The sequence below is a fragment of the Streptomyces sp. NPDC046831 genome (genome assembly GCF_040645305.1).
Classification (GTDB): domain Bacteria; phylum Actinomycetota; class Actinomycetes; order Streptomycetales; family Streptomycetaceae; genus Streptomyces.
Window position 1 is genome coordinate 1 of record NZ_JBEYXZ010000061.1, and the last position, 16,375, is coordinate 16,375.

The following is a 16,375-nucleotide window of genomic DNA, read 5'->3' on the forward strand; positions in this document are numbered from 1 at the left end:
AGGGGGCTCGGCAGCATCCTGCTCACCGCACTCGCCGACCACCTGCTGCGGTACGCCCCCCGCCTGGTCGGCGAGCCGGACGTGCGCAACACCCCCTCTCTCCGAGCGTTCCGCAACGCCGGCTTCCACCGAGCGGCCGAACTCGATTTGCCGGACAAGCGGGCCGTCCTGATGACCCGGCGGCCGGCCCCACCCGCCGAAAGGGCCGCGACGTCATGAACCAGTCACCGACCGAACCGTACGATCTGCTCGGTGTCGGCATCGGCCCGTTCAATCTCTCGCTCGCCGCGCTGTGCGACCAGGTGCCGGAACTGAGCACGCTGTTCTGCGAGGCCCAGAAGGAGTTCCGCTGGCACCCCGGCCTGCTGGTCGACGGGGCCAGGATGCAAGTGCCGTTCCTGGCCGACCTCGTCTCCCTGGTCGATCCGACCAGCCCCTGGTCGTTCCTCAACTACCTCCGCCACCAGCAGCGGCTCTTCCCGTTCTACTTCTCCGAGCGGTTCCACCTGCCGCGCCGCGAATACGAGCACTACTGCCACTGGGCGGCCGAACGCCTCCCGAACTGCCGCTTCGGCGCCCCGGTCAGCACGATCCACTGGGAGGCGGCCGAGCAGCTGTTCCGTGTCACCGCGGGCGGGCAGGAGCTGGTCGCCCGCAACGTCGTCCTCGGAGTCGGCACCGAGCCGTACTTGCCGTCCGCGTTCGCCACCCTGGCCGACCACCCCCGCATCTGGCACTGCGCCCAGTATCTGGACCGCCGCACCACCCTGGACGGCGTCCGGGACATCACGGTCCTCGGCTCCGGCCAGTCCGGCGCCGAGGTCTTCCTCGACCTCCTGCGCACCCGCGTCGGTGACGGAACCCGGCTGCGCTGGCTCACCCGGACCCGCGCGTTCGCCCCGATGGAGTACTCAAAGCTCGGTCTGGAGCACTTCACGCCCGACTACACCCGCTACTTCCACGATCTTCCCGCCGCCGTGCGCGACCGCCTGGTCGCCGAGCAGTGGCAGCTGTACAAGGCGGCCAGCGCGGAAACGCTCGCTGAGATCCACGACCACCTCTACGAGAGCACCGTCGGGCGGCCGATCGACGCCGAGCCGGTCGAGATCGTCCCCGGCACAGCGGTGGTAGCCGCCACCGCCGACCCGGCCGGCACCATCGAGCTGCGCTGCCGACACACCGACTCAGGGACCGAATCGTTAATCCGTACCGGCGCGGTGCTCCTCGCCACCGGCTACCGCGCGGTGCGCCCCGCGCTCCTCGATCCGATCGCCCACCTGATCGACTGGGACGAGCAGGGGCGCTACCAGGTGGACATGAACCACCGGGTCGCCACTCGCCCTGCCCTCACCGGCGGTCTGTACGTGCAGAACGCCGAACTGCACACGCACGGCGTCGGCACGCCCGACCTCGGCCTCGGCGCCCACCGGGCCGCGGTGATCCTCAACGCGGTCGCCGGCCGCACCGTCCATCCTCTGCCCGCCCGCACCGCCTGGACCAGCTTCGCACCCACCACCCGCGCCGTCTTTCCACCGCAGGAGACCGACGGCGCACCGGCACAGGCCCGCTGACTCGGGGGCTGGCTCTACACGATGGCCGCCTCATCGCCGGGCCAGAGTCCACCTCGGCGGCGTTTCCGACCAGCTCCGACCGGGGCTCGCCGGTCATTCGAGCGTCTCGACGCACGGCACGTATGAACTCGCGCCTGGGCGCTCCCTCAGTGCCCAGCCGTGGACGCGCGTTGGCTCTCAGCGTCGCCCCATGTCAGGCAGTTCGCTCGGAAGGATGGTTTACCGCCGAGGCTGAGCCCCCGTCGTATCCAGCCAAGGTGTGCTGGACGCACGGCAGTTGCTGCCGTACGAGAGAACGGAGGATGGCATGCCCGTGCAGAGGGCATCTCTGGCTGCCTCGCCGCGTGGTGGCGGCGCCGCCGGGGCATCCCGAGCAGCTTTCGAGGGAACAGTGCGGAACGTCTGCCATCTGCCTGGGCTGCTGGTGTCATGAGTGGTTACGGACGGGTGGGCGAAATCCTCGTCGCGGGGTCCGCCAACCGGTTGGACCTGGATGCCCGCCGGGCTGGGCGATGGACCACGGTGTGCAGTCCGGACTGGGTGCATGCGGAACGTCAGGCACGGTCCTGGGCCGCGCGGCACGGCCTCGTCACCGACCAGGAGGAGACGCGGCGGCTTGCGCGGATGGGGCACGGGCGGATGGCCGGCTGGCTGGCCCCCGGGGCCACCCCGGCGGAGCTGGAACTTCTCGCGCAGTGGGGTGCCTTCATCGCTTTGGTCGACGACGGGTTCGACCGGCACGGCCAGTCACCGGAGCAGGCCCGGGAGGTGCTGGACAAGCTTCTCGACGTGCTCGGCGCTGCGGACGGAACGACGTACCCGGCGTCGGCGGCCCCCGAGGTACGCGCCCTCGCCGACCTGTGGGAGCGCACCAGAATCGCGGCCCGGCCCGGCTGGAGGCAGCGCTTCCTAGCGCTGTACCAGGACTTCGCCGACGCCACCTGCACCGAGGTCGGGCTGCGCGCCCGTGGCGAGCGGCTCGGACTCGACGACTACCTGGCACTGCGCCGCCGCACCATCACGGTGCTGCCGGTGTGCGCGGTGGTGGAGCGGTCCTTGCCCGCGGCAGACGGGCTGGACGGGCTGCGGGAGGCGGCCGCGGACATCGTCGCCTGGGCCAACGACTTGCGGTCCGCGCCGCGTGAGATGGAGGAGGGCACGGAAAACCTGGTCGGCGTGCTCGCCCGCCACCACCGGTGCAGCCGTATCGAGGCCGCGTCTTCGGCCCGCGCCATGCTGGCCGAGCGCATGGACGAGTTCGACCGGGGCGCGCACGGCGAGCGTGCCGAGCCGATCCGCCAGGTGCGGGACGGCTCCCTTGCCTGGCAACGGGAAACCCACCGGAACTCATCAGGCGGCGGCATCACCGCCGAGCCGCCCGAGCGGGGCGTTCGTGCCCTGGCGCATCACCTGGCCGTCGCCGTCGACGCGGCCGGCCACGTGGACGACCGGTGCGGCAGCCGCGTGCTGGAGTCCTCGCTCCTGCTGGCCCTGTTGCGGGCCCAAGGCGTCGAGCCGGGCGAGCAGGCCCGGCTCACCCGGTATCTGAAGCGGTGCCGCCCCGGCGCGAGCAGAGTGGACGCCCTGCTGATCGACGCCTGTCTGGACCCCGCGGGCATGGCCGAACGCGCACCCGGGATGGCCGCCGGCCTGCACTCGGAGGTAAGCACCGGTACCGCCGGACGCGGGCGGCTGAAGTCCGTCATGCTGAGCACGGTGCTGCACCTGCTGTGCGGCTCGGCACTGGACGACAGCGCCGCTCCCGCCCCGGTCGACCCGGCGGGCATCACCACGTTCACCGACGTGCACGTGCTGTCGACGCGGATCATCCACGCGCACGCCTGCCGCCGCCCGCACACCGTCACCGACGCCGAACGGGAACGTCTGGTGTCGCTGATGTCCCTGGGCCGCAACCGGGTGCTGTGGGAGGCCAGCGCCACCACCTACCTACTGGGCCTGCACGCCGTGCGCACCTTCCGCCCCGGCGCCCCGGTTGTCGACAACGGCCTGCTGAGACTGTGCCTGGCCGTCAACGCGGACGACGGCGTACCGTTCCTGGACAGCCAGGACCTGTGGCTGACCGCCGTGGCGGGCCTGGCCTTCGCCGACGAGGAAACCCTGGCGCGGTTCGTCCCGCGCATGGCGGATCTTCTGGCGTCCTGGCAGGCCCCGGACGGGGGCTGGCCCTTCGCCACCGGCATGCGGCAGACCGACGTGGACACCACCACCCGGTGCATGGAACTCCTGCACGCCGCCGACCCCGACCGGTACCGTCACGCGCTGGAAAGGGCGACCACATACCTGACCGACATCGCCGGCCCGGACGGCGGCTTCCCCACCTGGGTCCACGGTGACGCCCCGGACCTGGACATGACCGCCGGGGCGATCCTCGCGCTGGCTCCGCAGGCCGCCCGGCACGAACGTCTCCTCGCCGGTGCACTGGAATTCGTGCTGAACGCCCAGCATGCCAACGGGACGTTCGAGCGCAGCTGGACGGTCAGCGAGTCCAGCGCCATCCTGCGCGCCCTGGACGCCCTGCACGCGATCCCCGCGCCCACCACCGACCTCGCTACCAGGATCGCCACCGCCACCGCCCGGTCGGTGGCCCGCCTCGTCGCCACCCAACACGTCGACGGCGGGTGGGGCCAACTCCCCGACGACCCCAGCGACGTACTGTCCACCGCCCAGGCCGTTCCCGTGCTGGCGCGGTACGGCGACCCGCTCTCCGTGAGCCGGGCGGTGACCTATCTGCTCGCCCAGCAGAACGCGGACGGCGGCTTCACCTCCCCGCCCGACCAGGTCGGACCCCGGCCGCTGCCGTTCGACTATCCAGTGCTCACCGACATCCACACCCTGTCCGCCCTGCGCAGCGCCCGTGTACCCGTCGCCCCCGCCATCCGTCGGACCCCCTCCTCCGGCACATCATCCGAGGCGGACTGGCCGGCCCTGAAGGCTGGTATGCGGGGCGTACTGCTCACGCCGGAGCAAGCCGCCTACGAGCAGGCCCGGCTGCTGGTCAACCAACGATTCGACGACATCCGCCCCCAAGCGATCGCCTACCCGGCCGACGTCGACGACGTGGTCGAATGCGTGAACTTCGCCAAAGTCAGCCGCGTCCCGCTGGCCCTGCGCTCCGGCGGACACAGCTACGCCGGATACTCCACCGGCCCCGGCCTCGTACTCGACGTCAGCTCCCTGAACTCCACCACCGTCGGCGGCGGGCGGGCGTTGTTCGGCGCCGGGGTCAAGGGCGGGCAGGCACACCTGGCGCTGGCCGCGGCCGGTGCCGGGCTGCCGCTCGGCCGGTGCCCCACCATCGGCCTGGCCGGCGTCACCCTCGGCGGCGGACTGAGCGCCTTCACCAGAGCCTGGGGCCTGGCCTGCGACCACCTGCGCGAAGTAGAGATCGTCACCGCCGACGGACGCATCCGCCGCGTCCGCGCCGACTCACCGTCCTCGGACGACGACCTGTTCTGGCCCCTGTGCGGCGGAGGCGGCGGCAACTACGGCGTGGTCACGGCCCTGGAGTACGCCACCGAGGACATCCGCGACCTCACCTACGCCAGGTTCATGGTCAGCTGGCCGGTCACCGCGACCGCTGCCGTGCTGCGGGGCTGGACCCTCTGGAACGCCGACCCGGCCACACCCCGCACAGTGACCTGCGCCTTCGAGCAGCTCAGCGACTCCGGCATGCCCGCGCTGCCCACCGTGACCGGAACCTTCATCGGCACATCCAGAGACCTCGAGCCAGTACTGGACCATCTGGCCGCGGCGGTGGGACTGCCCGACACCGACCGGGTGATCGTTCCCTGCGACTACACCCGGGCCGCCTGCGAAGCGGACCGCTGGGGCGGAGGCACCTTCGGCCCCCGAGTCGCCTTCGCTGCCAAGTCACACATCGTGCGGGAGCCGCTCAATCCGGCATCCGCAGCCGAGATGGCCGCAGCCCTGGAGCAGCTACACGGGTTCACCGGTGTGGGCGGGGCCAGCGGCCTGCTCATCGACGCCCTCGGCGGCGCGGTCGGCGACCGGCCCGCGGGTGCGACCGCCTTCCCGCACCGAGCCGCCGTCGGCGTCGTCCAATACCACTCCTACTGGCATCAGTTCACCGACCGCACCCACGTCGACCGCCGACTCGACTGGCTGCGCGAAACCCACGCCGCCTTGCAGCCCCACCTCGGCACCGGCGGCTACACCAACGGAATGGACCCCGAACTCACCGACTGGCAGGTGGCCTACCACGGCGAGAACTACCCGAGGATGCAACGCGTCAAGGCCACCTACGACCCGGAGCAGCTGTTCGACTTCCCCCAAGCGGTTACGGGCGATCCGACCGACCGGGGAGCGCGGTCGTCCCCTCACCGCGTCGCGCGCTAGGGGCAGGACGCCGCGCAGGGGAAACGAGCTGCATCAACACCTCGGAATGGCGCTTCCACGGCCTCTTTTGCTGGCTGCGATCGCAAATCCGGCGTCGCCGAGCGCATCGCAGGAACACGCACTGCTTGAGAAGCCGAGCGCGTCATGCGCGCAAGCAACAGCCGGGCTAACGACGAAGGCCCACCGGAGTACTCCGGTGGGCCTTCGTCCACTGGCTCCGGGCGGAGGGCCCGCCAACATGCTCCTCGGCGCGGCCTCGCCCTATCACCGCCCTGTCACAGGCGCTGTCACACGTCTGTCACCAACTGCGCCGACTCCCCCGGACGCGATGCCCTGACCAGCCCGATGACGGCTACTGGTACAGCCGCGACGCGTCCCGGCAGGACTCGGAGCCTGAGCAACGGGCGAGCGCGGTCAAGGTCTCGTGCAGGGCTTTCTCTTTCCCGTCGCTCAGACTGCCTGCGAGATTCTCAAGCTCAGCGGGATCGGCCTGCGTGTCGTAATATTCGCGTTCCCCGTCCGCGTACTCGACCCAGAGACTGTCTGCGGTCCGAAGCGCCTCGTACGTCGGCGGATTGCCGCTGTCCTTCGGAGCCGCGTCGGGATCGCCCTTGGACGTTCCGGGATGGTGATGCTCGACCAGAACGGACTCACGCCAGTCCTTCGGCGACGATCCGTGGAAGAGGCCGACAAGGCTGAGACCGTCCACGGCCGAGGGCGGCTTCAGCCCCGCGAGCTGCTGGAACGTCGGATTGAGATCGGTGTTCTGCACCAGCTGGGAGGCGGTCCGCCCCGCCGGCACATCCGGTCCTGTCACCATCATGGGGACGCGGATATCGGTGTCGAAAGCGGTCTGCTTGCCCGGCCGCAGCCGGTGCTCACCCATGTGGAAGCCGTTGTCCGAGCCGAAGACCAGATACGTGTCGTCCGCGAGCCCCTTCTCCTTCAGCACGTCCTCCAGGCGGCCGATCATCCGGTCGACGGCCTGAACCGAGCGGACCCGCTGGGCGAACTCGCGGTCGATCTGCGTCTTCTCCTTGTCGCTCAGGGGCTTGAGAGCGGCCTGCCACTTCGGCGCCTGCGCGGGCAGCCGATCGTAGGCGGCGCTCCTGGGTGCCTTGAGCCCCGGGTAGCTGTTGGCGTCGCGGGGCGCGGGCGTGGAGGGCCCGTGCGGCGCGAAGGTGGCGAGTTCCAGCATGAACGGCTTGCTGTCCGCCGCCGAGGAACCGATGAAGGAGACCGCCTTGGCGGACAGCACGTCGGTCAGGTAGTCCTGCGGGTCATGGCCGTAGTGGACGACCTTGCCGTTCTCGTTGAGGTCGTAGTCGAACTCTGGATACCCGTTGCCGGCCACGTCCCATTCGTTCCAGCCCGGAGGCACGTACGGGTGACCGGTACCGTTGGCGTCCTTCGGCTGGTAGCCGTTGAGGTACTTGCCCATGAAGCCGGTGCGGTAGCCGGCCTTCTGAAGAGCCGGCGCGTAGCACTTCTTCTCGTCGCCGTTCCTCATGAAGGCGCCGTAGCCTCCGTCGTCCCCGTTGTTGGTGAAGACCCCGGTGTTGTGGGGGTACTGCCCCGTGAGGATCGAGGAACGCGAGGGGCAGCAGAGCGAGTCGGTGACGAAGTAGTTCGAGAACGTCGTCCCCTGCTTGCTCATCTGCTGGACGTGCGGCATATACCGCACGAGATTCCAGGAGAGGTCGTCGGTGAGTACATAGATGATGTTGGGCTTGCGGCCCTGTTCAGAACTCCCCGCCGACGAGGATGGGGACGCCCCGACCGCCGCGCTCTTGCCGGGCGCTGCCGAGCACCCGACGAGCAGCGCGGCGGCCACGGCAACCCACAGCAGGACCTGCCCTGCCGCATTCCTACCTGGTGACGATCCGTGCATCACTCTCAACTCCCACTAGTCTGCCGGTCGGTGGGCCAGCGAGAGTAAAAGCGCTTCTTGTGGATTCCTTGTGGTGCCGAAAGGCCCAGGTCATCAGCCGAGGTGCGCATCCCACAGGCCCGGTGCCGAGGCCGAGGGCCACTTCGGAGATCCCTCCAGACCGAGCTGGGACAGTTCGGCCCCGACGGGCGGGCCCTGTACGACCCGCGCCCCGGCGACCCGACCCGCTGGGACTGGTGCGGCGACGCTCCCACTCATCCGGGTCGGGCAGGACAGCCGGTCTGCTGAGCTCAGGGCAGCTCGATACGATTCTGTCCTATATGCGGGCCAACCTCGAACAACCGATCTCGGTCGGCGACCTGGCGTCCCTGGTCTCCTTCAGCCGTTTCCACTTCGTACGCTGTTTCAAGGCCACCACCGGATTCACCCCGTACCGCTATCTCACCGAACTCCGGATCGACCTGGCCCGCATTATCTCGAGGCCGGCGACGACACCATCGCCCGTACAGGACGGCGCTGCGGATTCTCCGGTTCCGAGCACTTCTCGCGGAGCTTCCGCCGCATCATGGGATGCACGCCGTCGCAGTACCGGACGAGGCGCTCCTGCGGTCTCGGGCAGAGCCTGCCCGTGCTTTGATCAATATCCTCCGGGCAAGCTCGTTCGACGCGGTGAAACCGAGGTGTGCATGGCAGGCAAGGCCGGGCGGGTGCTGGTGGTCGACGACGACGCGGCGATACGGCGGTCACTGGCACGGGGGCTGAGGCTGAGCGGATTCACGGTGACGGTCGCGGACGGCGGTCACACCGGTCTGGCGGAGGCCCGCGTCGGCCGCCCCGACATCGTCGTCCTGGACGTCAGCATGCCCGTTCTCAGCGGCATCGACGTGTGCCGGGCCCTGCGCGACGACGGCGACGACGTACCCGTGCTGATGCTCTCCGCGCTGGACGAGACGGCCGACCGGGTGGCGGGCCTACAGGCGGGCGGGGACGACTACCTGGTCAAGCCGTTCGCACTCCAGGAGTTGGTCCTGCGGCTGCACGCCCTGCTGCGCCGCCGCCCGCCGGCCGCCACCGCCCCCCTCCGCGTCGGCGGCCTCGTCCTCGACCCGGCCGCCCATCAGGCCGTTCTGGACGACCGGCCACTGCAACTGACCCGGCGCGAGTTCGCGCTGCTGGAGACCCTGGCCCGCAACGCGGGCATCGTGCTCACCCGCGAGCAACTGCTGGACTGGGTGTGGGGATACGACTTCCAGGTCCGCAGTGACGCCGTCGACACCTTCGTCAGCTATCTGCGGCGCAAGCTGGAGGCAGGCGGCCGGCCCCGGATGGTGCACACCGTGCGCGGGGTCGGTTTCGTCCTGCGCGCGGACCGCCAGACCCCGCGCATCGAGGGCACGCCGTGAAACTGTCCACCCGTATCGCGCTCGCAGTCGGCGTGAGCGTGCCCGTGCTGGTCCTCGCTTCCGGCTGGCTGCTGCTGCACCTGGTCAGCAGCGACCTGCGCACGCACCAGAACGACCAACTACGCGCCCGCGCGACGGTCGTCGCCCAGAACGCCAAGGCGTATCTGGACGTGGCCGGGACCGACCACCCGCTCCTGAAGCAGGTCCGCCGACGCCGGCTGATCAACTCCGCCCGGGATGTGGGCGTCCGGCTGGAGGGCCCGCAGGACACGATTTCGGCCGGCCCGCAGCCCGAGCGGAATCCCACGCTGCCCCGCAACGCCCCGACACCCGTCATCGTGACCTCCGGCGGCAAGGACTGGCTCGTCCTGTCACTGCGCGTCGGTGCCGCGGCGAAAGAGAGCAACACCCCGAATCTGTGGCTGCTGTCACCGGACACGGCCGAGGACGAATTGGCGCTGGTGCGCCAACGGGTGCTGACCGGTGCGCTGGTGGCCGCCGCACTGGCCGGTGCCGCCGCCTGGGCCATCGCCGCCCGGGCGGTTCTTCCGCTACGGCGGCTTCAGCGGCGTACCAGTGGACTGGACCCCAGGACCAGCACCGTACGCCTGGAGCACACGCCGACCCGGGTCACCGAGGTGGACGACCTGGCGTACACGGTGCAGACCGTGCTCGCCCGCTACGACGAGCAGGTCGCGCGCACCGGGGAGGCGCTGGCCACCGCCCGCGCGTTCGCCGCGACCGCCTCCCACGAGCTGCGCACCCCGCTGATGAGCATGCGCACCAACCTCGACATCCTCACCGACCACCCCGGCCTCGACCCCGAGGACCGGGCGGAGGTGCTCGGGGACCTCAGGCGCGAACACAGCCGGCTGCTCGGGCTGCTGGTGATGCTGAAGGCCCTTGCACAGGGCGACCTGATCGAGGCGGACGCGTTCTCGCCACTGGACCTCGGGGAACTCGTGGAGGCGTCGGTCTGCGACCTGCGGCGCACCCGCCCCGACGCCGAAGTGTCCGTACGCACCGCCGCGGGGGTGCGTGTCGACGGCTGGGAGCAGGGTCTGCGCTCGGCGGTGGACAACCTGCTGGCCAACGCCTGGACCCACGGCCGCGCCGAAGACGGCGTCGCCCGCATCGAGGTGACCCTGCGCCCGCCGCTCGGTGGGCGTGAGGCGACCGCGGTGCTCGTGGTGGACGACCACGGCCGCGGCATCCCTCCCGAAAGCCGCGAGGAGATCTTCCAGCGTTACCACCGCGGCCCCGACAGCCCGGGCTCCGGCCTGGGCCTCACCCTGGTCGCCCAGCAAGCCGCCCTCCACGGCGGCCACATCACCGTGTCGGACCGCCCTGACGGCCGGCCCGGCACACACTTCGAGCTCCACCTGCCGGCCACGGGCGTCCAGGACATGGAGTACACCCTGCCGCTGCTGCACCGCGACTGGCTGACTCGAACCCCCGAACAGGCCCCGCCGGGCCTGTTCACCAAGCGAACCTAAGTACGGACGCATGAGCGGGTGCGATCGCAAATCAGGCACCCGACAGAGTCACAGACCCACGGACCGCACGAGTCACGACCGCATCGTCCCGCTCGGTGGTCACGAGCTCTCGCTCCGTGGCCACCGCGGCCCGCCGCCACCCGGTCAGCCCGCCGATCCCGGTGAGGACCAGGTGCTGGGCGAGTTCGTCGGCGGTCTCCGCGTACAGGTCGGCGAGCGCGTCGCAGCCTGGCCGCCTCAGTGTTCAGCCACTCGGGTGGGTCTCCCGTGGTGATCAGCTTGCTACCCACGAGATCGCCCCACACTGCCATCGCCGCACTCAAGCGTCGGGCGTGTGTGGTGGCACCAGCGCACATCTGCGCTCTTGCGCCACAGCTCTCCGCCGGAGAGCGGATCGAGGACTCCAAGCCGCCCTGGGTCGAACAGGGCGATGCAGACGGCGTCGTCAGCGACCAAGGGGGCCGTACTGATGCGTCGGGCGACCTGAGTGTCAAACCACGGGGGCCCACTTTGCCCGTCCCAGGCCGGCGCTCGGCCGCACCCCGTAGTCAGATGAACCGTCGTGCGACGGTAAGGGCCCGGCGTCCCGAAGCCGGGATGCCGGGCCCCCCTTACCGGGGCGCGATCAGACGGGGCGGATGTTCTCAGCCTGCGGGCCCTTCTGGCCCTGCGTGATGTCGAACTCGACCTTCTGGCCCTCCTGCAGCTCGCGGTAGCCCTGGCTGGCGATGTTGGAGTAGTGGGCGAAGACGTCGGGGCCGCCGCCCTCCTGCTCGATGAAGCCGAAGCCCTTCTCGCTGTTGAACCACTTCACTGTGCCCTTGGCCATGACTGTCTCCTTTGAGGGAAACCGGGCACGCACCCTGCGCGACCGGGAGGTGATCGCCCTGGTCCGGAGAGGCGCTGAACAGCAAGAACGCCCGTGATGCGATCACGGGCGAACGGAACTTCGGAACCACGACTGCTGATCACCACGCTATAACGGCATGACGGAAGCCGCTAGCGAAAACGCGCCGGTATCCGGCCCGGAACGAAGGACTGGGTCGCCCGTGAGGCTCGGCCGATGGTGATCAAGCAGTTTCACGCCCTTCTTCTGCACAAGGCTGCGGCGAGGCATGGCCTCTCCCCGCCGCCGGCTGTTCTCCGGGTGGGCCCCACCGATCATGCGTGACCGGCCCCTCCCCACACGACGTCACCTTCGACTGCCCGGAACCGGCTCGAGACCACGGACGAGCCGCCCCCGCGCGACCTCGTCGTCGAGTTCGATGGGGCACCACATCGGCTTCCTGCATGGCGGGCGGGGGCGGCGAGCGCTTCGGGGACACCGCCATCTGTCTGCCCGGCGAAGGAAGCCGCCTCGGGCCCTCTCAGCCCCTTTGCTCCTGAGCTCCGAGGCCACCCGAGTCTCGACTACTGCGAGTGGACCAGTGCCGAGGCCCGCCGGGAGGCAGCGAACGCCGGAAACACGACAGGGTGCACGAGATCTTCTCCAGCACCGGGCGAACGGTTCGGCCACGGAGGGTGGTACCGCTTTCACCGTCCCCTGTCCCCGGTCGCCGGCGTGATCCGACCGTGCCGAGGCACCCGCTGCGGGTGCCCCCGCTCCGTCGGGAAAAGGAGATCACACAGGCAATGGATCATCCCGCCCCGATCTCCGGGTACCGTCAGGGTATGAGTCATCCGCACCCCGAGCTGAAAGCCGCCCCGCCCCTTCCCGAAGGAGGGCTGCGGGTCATCGCCCTGGGCGGCCTGGGTGAGATCGGCCGCAACATGACCGTCTTCGAGCACGCGGGCAAGCTGCTCATCGTCGACTGCGGCGTGCTGTTCCCCGAGGAGACCCAGCCCGGCGTGGACGTGATCCTGCCGGACTTCACCTCGATCCGGGACCGGCTGGACGACATCGTGGCCGTGGTTCTCACCCATGGCCACGAGGACCACATCGGCGGCGTGCCGTACCTGCTGCGCGAGCGGTCCGACATTCCCGTCGTCGGTTCCAAGCTGACGCTGGCGTTTCTGGAGGCCAAACTCAAGGAACACGGCATCCGGCCGCGCACGGTGCGGGTGCGGGAGGGGGACCGGCGTGGCTTCGGGCCCTTCGACTGCGAGTTCGTGGCGGTCAACCACTCCATCCCCGACAGCCTCGCGGTCGCGATCCGCACCCGGGCCGGGATGGTGCTGCACACCGGCGACTTCAAGATGGACCAGTTCCCTCTCGACGACCGCATCACCGATCTGCGCGCCTTCGCGCGCCTCGGCGAGGAGGGCGTGGACCTGTTCCTCACCGACTCCACCAACGCCGAAGTACCCGGCTTCACCACCTCCGAGCGAGAGCTGAACCCGGCGATCGAGCAGGTGATGCGGACCGCGCCGCGCAGGGTCATCGTCTCCAGCTTCGCCAGCCACGTGCACCGTATCCAGCAGGTCCTGGATGCCGCCCACCAGCACGGCCGCAAGGTCGCCTTCGTCGGCCGCTCCATGGTCCGCAACATGGGCATCGCCCGTGACCTGGGCTATCTGAAGGTCCCCTCCGGTCTGGTCGTGAGCACGAAGGAGCTGGAGAAGCTCCCGGACCACAAGATCACTCTGGTGTGCACCGGCTCCCAGGGCGAACCGATGGCCGCGCTGTCACGGATGGCCAACCGCGACCACATGATCCGCATCGGCAAGGGCGACACCGTCCTGCTCGCCAGTTCCCTGATCCCCGGCAACGAGAACGCCATCTACCGGGTGATCAACGGACTCACCCGGTGGGGCGCCCACGTGGTCCACAAGGGCAACGCCAAGGTGCACGTCTCCGGGCACGCCAGCGCCGGCGAACTCGTCTACTGCTACAACATCGTCAAACCCCGCAACGTCATGCCTGTGCACGGCGAATGGCGCCACCTGCGGGCCAACGGCGACCTCGCCATCCGTACCGGTGTCGACCCCGAGCGGGTCGTCATCGCCGATGACGGCGTCGTCGTCGACCTGGTCGACGGGCGGGCGTCCATCACCGGCAAGGTCCCCGCCGGCAACGTCTACGTGGACGGCATGGAAGTCGGCGGCGCCACCGAAGCGTCCCTCAAGGACCGCCTCACCCTGGCCGCCGAAGGCGTGGTCACGGTGGTGGCGATCGTCGACGCGGACACCGGCGCCCTCGCCGAGGCCCCCGACTTCCTGGCCCGCGGCTTCGTCCACGACGACACCACTTTCGAGCCGGTCATCCCCGTCATCGAGAAGACCCTGGCCACCGCGGCCGAGGAAGGCGTCGGGGACGCGCGCCAACTCGAACAGCTCCTCGCCCGCGCCGTGGCGAACTGGGCGTTCCGCACCCACCGTCGCAAGCCGCTCATCATCCCCGTCATCATCGACGCCTGAGAAAGACGACGAGGATCCCGCCGAGGCCCTGGCCGGGGACGTCCGGGGCCTTGGGTGGCAGACCGCTGGCGCAGGCGATCACGGCGCCAGGGCAGAGGAGACCACACATCCGGAGCGCGCGGCGTCCAGCGGCTCCTGCGAGCCGGCCACCCCGCAGCGAAGCCGGTGCCTCGCCAACCGGCACACCGCGTCATTCCGAAGAAATGCGAAACTCGAATTCGGGACGGTCCCACGGCACGGCGGGCGGGTTCGCGTACGCGGTCCCGGTCCGCACTGCTCCGGCGCGGCGGTAGAAGCCCTCGGCGGGAAGATGCGACACGACCTTGACACGGTCGAGCCCGGCGGCACGGGCCTCGGACTGCATGTGCGCGACGAGTAGCGACCCAATACCCCGTCCTTGCGCTTCGTCGGCGACGAACAGCAGGTCGAGCTCCGGTGGAGTGAGGACGAGCGAGTAGAACCCGAGGACCCGGCCTCCCTGCTCGTCGGCGCCGACGGCCACAAAGACGCGGTGGGCCTCGATGTAATCAGGCCCGACCCGGTAGCCCGCGACTGCGGCTGCGTACTTACCCGCGTAGGCGCCTGAGCCACGCACGAGCCGCGTGAGCCGTTTGGCATCCCGCCCAACGGCCCTCCGTATCGTGATCAGCTGGCTGATCGGGGAAGTGCGTGAACTCATCGGGAGAGTATTTCGCACCGGGGCGTGCCGTCGTGCGGCGGGTCGGCTGCTGGGGCAGAATCTCCTGCACCGCTCCCGGGAACCGCCTGCCCAGGCCCCGATCGGCCAAGTCACTGCCGCGCATCGGCCGCGCGCCGACAGCAACTGGGACGCCCGAACCGTTGCGGAGGAGCCGGGGAACGGGGTGGTCAACCGCTGCTTCCCCTCGGCCTGCCGCAGCAAGGGTCAGCCTGTGCAGGACGACTTCAGGCCGGCCTCGTGAACCGCATCAGGAGATGCTGGAGCTTGCGGCAGCAAGCGGATGTGTCCTGGTTGATCGCACCGAGTCCCGGCGCTGGGCCGACCACAACGAATCACGAAGGCCGACATCGTGTTCCCCGCTCACGGGCCGACTCCCCCCGTCGACCGCCCGCCCGGCACCTGGCGCGAACCGGCTGACCAAGGCCGCCAGGAATACTGCGGGTCCGTCCAGTCAGCTTCAGCTGTCTGTGGTCACCCCTGCGAGTGAGGTGGGTGGGCGTCAGGAGTAACAGGTCTTGTGCACGCGATCTGGCGCCGATAGCCATGTGCCGGTCAGGGCCGCCCGTACGCCCGAAGGAGCAGCCAGCAGCCATGAGCACCGCACTCACCGGGACTGCACCCGGCGCGCCCCACCAGCCCGGCACCGACCCGCTGCTCCATCAGGAACCTGCCGTCGCCGCCGATCACGCCGGCGCCGAGAACCTGCTGCGCTGCTGGGCACGCGAGACCGGTGCCACCCCTGGCCCCGACGGCGTCCTGCGCGTGCCGGTGCTGGGCGGTGCCGCCCAGCTCGCGGCCCCCGTGCGGTACTGGTCGCCGTGCGGCTGGCACCGCTTCGCCCCGGTCACCCTCGGCAGCACGACAGGAGCCGATCCGTCACCCACGACCGTGGACGCGGTCACCGTAGCGGCCCTGATCGGCACGACCACGGAGCACGGCGAGGGAGGCCACCTCGCCACCCTGGTCGCCCAGGTCGCCGACTCCGTCGCCCGCACGGCCGACATCCTGGCGTACCGCCGTACCACGGCCGCCCAGGAGCACCACCTGCCGTTCCTGAGCGCCGAGCAGTCCCTGCTGCTCGGCCACCCGCAGCACCCGGCGCCCAAGGGCCGCGACGGTCTCGCACCCGTCCAGAGCGCCGCCTACTCCCCGGAGACCCACGGGGCCTTCCGTCTGCACTGGTACGCCGTGGACCGGGACCTGCTCGCCTCCGACTCCGCCGAGCCGCTCACCGCCGACCAGATCACCGCAACGCTGCTCGGCGACCCGGCCGCCCTGCCACCGGGCACCGCCGCGCTGCCGGTGCACCCCTGGCAGGCCGGCGATCTCGCCGTGCGCCCGGTCGTCATGGCGCTGCTGGAGGAGGGCCTGCTGCACGACCTCGGCGTGCGCGGCGAGCTGTGGCACCCGACCTCCTCGGTGCGCACCGTGCTCCGCCCCGGCAGCCCCTGGATGCTCAAGCTCTCCCTCGGCCTGCGCATCACGAACTCCCGTCGGGAGAACCTCCGCAAGGAGCTGCACCGCGGCCTGGAGGTGCACCGGCTGCTGGAGGCGGGCCTCGCCGCCGACTGGCGGGCCGC

Annotated in this window: 11 protein-coding genes and 1 pseudogene; 9 read left to right on the forward strand and 3 right to left on the reverse strand. The window is 70.2% G+C overall.

What is annotated here, in order from left to right:
* From ABZ920_RS29990 to ABZ920_RS30000, 3 genes are all read left to right on the forward strand, one after another.
* On the forward strand, nt 1-219 hold a 219-nt coding region (locus ABZ920_RS29990), incomplete at its 5' end, for a GNAT family N-acetyltransferase (protein ID WP_361511838.1).
* A complete protein-coding gene (locus ABZ920_RS29995) occupies nt 216-1,571 on the forward strand; it encodes a SidA/IucD/PvdA family monooxygenase (protein ID WP_361511841.1) in 1,356 nt (451 codons plus the stop codon). The genes ABZ920_RS29990 and ABZ920_RS29995, both read left to right, overlap by 4 nt.
* A 540-nt stretch (nt 1,572-2,111) precedes the next feature.
* Complete coding sequence (locus ABZ920_RS30000) at nt 2,112-5,948, forward strand: FAD-binding protein (protein ID WP_361511844.1); 3,837 nt, start codon at nt 2,112-2,114, stop codon at nt 5,946-5,948.
* Between the two features lie 352 nt (nt 5,949-6,300).
* Here ABZ920_RS30000 and ABZ920_RS30005 read toward each other — a convergent pair whose 3' ends face one another.
* Entirely contained in the window at nt 6,301-7,782 is a 1,482-nt protein-coding gene (locus ABZ920_RS30005) for a sulfatase (protein ID WP_361511846.1), read from the reverse strand.
* 377 nt (nt 7,783-8,159) lie between these two features.
* On the opposite strand from ABZ920_RS30005, the pseudogene ABZ920_RS30010 reads away from it, so the two are divergent.
* From ABZ920_RS30010 to ABZ920_RS30025, 4 genes and pseudogenes are all read left to right on the forward strand, one after another.
* A pseudogene (locus ABZ920_RS30010) lies at nt 8,160-8,273 on the forward strand (helix-turn-helix transcriptional regulator); the annotation flags it as partial.
* Nucleotides 8,261-8,476: a helix-turn-helix domain-containing protein gene (locus tag ABZ920_RS30015; protein WP_361511864.1), complete on the forward strand. Its 216-nt coding sequence runs from the start codon at nt 8,261-8,263 to the stop codon at nt 8,474-8,476. The pseudogene ABZ920_RS30010 and the gene ABZ920_RS30015, both read left to right, overlap by 13 nt.
* Before the next feature lie 49 nt (nt 8,477-8,525).
* On the forward strand, nt 8,526-9,242 hold the full coding sequence (locus tag ABZ920_RS30020; protein WP_361511867.1) for a response regulator transcription factor: 717 nt from the start codon (nt 8,526-8,528) through the stop codon (nt 9,240-9,242).
* The gene (locus ABZ920_RS30025; RefSeq protein ID WP_361511849.1) at nt 9,239-10,738 is read left to right on the forward strand and encodes a HAMP domain-containing sensor histidine kinase; all 1,500 of its coding nucleotides are present in this window, start codon (nt 9,239-9,241) and stop codon (nt 10,736-10,738) included. Before ABZ920_RS30020 ends, ABZ920_RS30025 begins: the two co-directional genes overlap by 4 nt.
* Before the next feature lie 625 nt (nt 10,739-11,363).
* Here ABZ920_RS30025 and ABZ920_RS30030 read toward each other — a convergent pair.
* The gene (locus ABZ920_RS30030) at nt 11,364-11,567 is read right to left on the reverse strand and encodes a cold-shock protein (RefSeq protein ID WP_361511852.1); all 204 of its coding nucleotides are present in this window, start codon (nt 11,565-11,567) and stop codon (nt 11,364-11,366) included.
* A gap of 842 nt (nt 11,568-12,409) precedes the next feature.
* On the opposite strand from ABZ920_RS30030, the gene ABZ920_RS30035 reads away from it, so the two are divergent.
* Nucleotides 12,410-14,095, forward strand: a complete 1,686-nt coding sequence (locus tag ABZ920_RS30035) for a ribonuclease J (protein ID WP_361511855.1) — start codon at nt 12,410-12,412, stop codon at nt 14,093-14,095.
* Nucleotides 14,096-14,285: 190 nt separating this feature from the next.
* Here the strand turns inward: ABZ920_RS30035 and ABZ920_RS30040 are convergent, their stop codons facing one another.
* Nucleotides 14,286-14,774 (reverse strand): GNAT family N-acetyltransferase, encoded by a 489-nt coding sequence (locus ABZ920_RS30040; RefSeq protein WP_361511858.1) that lies wholly within the window; start codon nt 14,772-14,774, stop codon nt 14,286-14,288.
* Between the two features lie 612 nt (nt 14,775-15,386).
* Here ABZ920_RS30040 and ABZ920_RS30045 point away from each other — a divergent pair.
* On the forward strand, nt 15,387-16,375 hold a 989-nt coding region (locus ABZ920_RS30045), incomplete at its 3' end, for an IucA/IucC family protein (protein ID WP_361511861.1).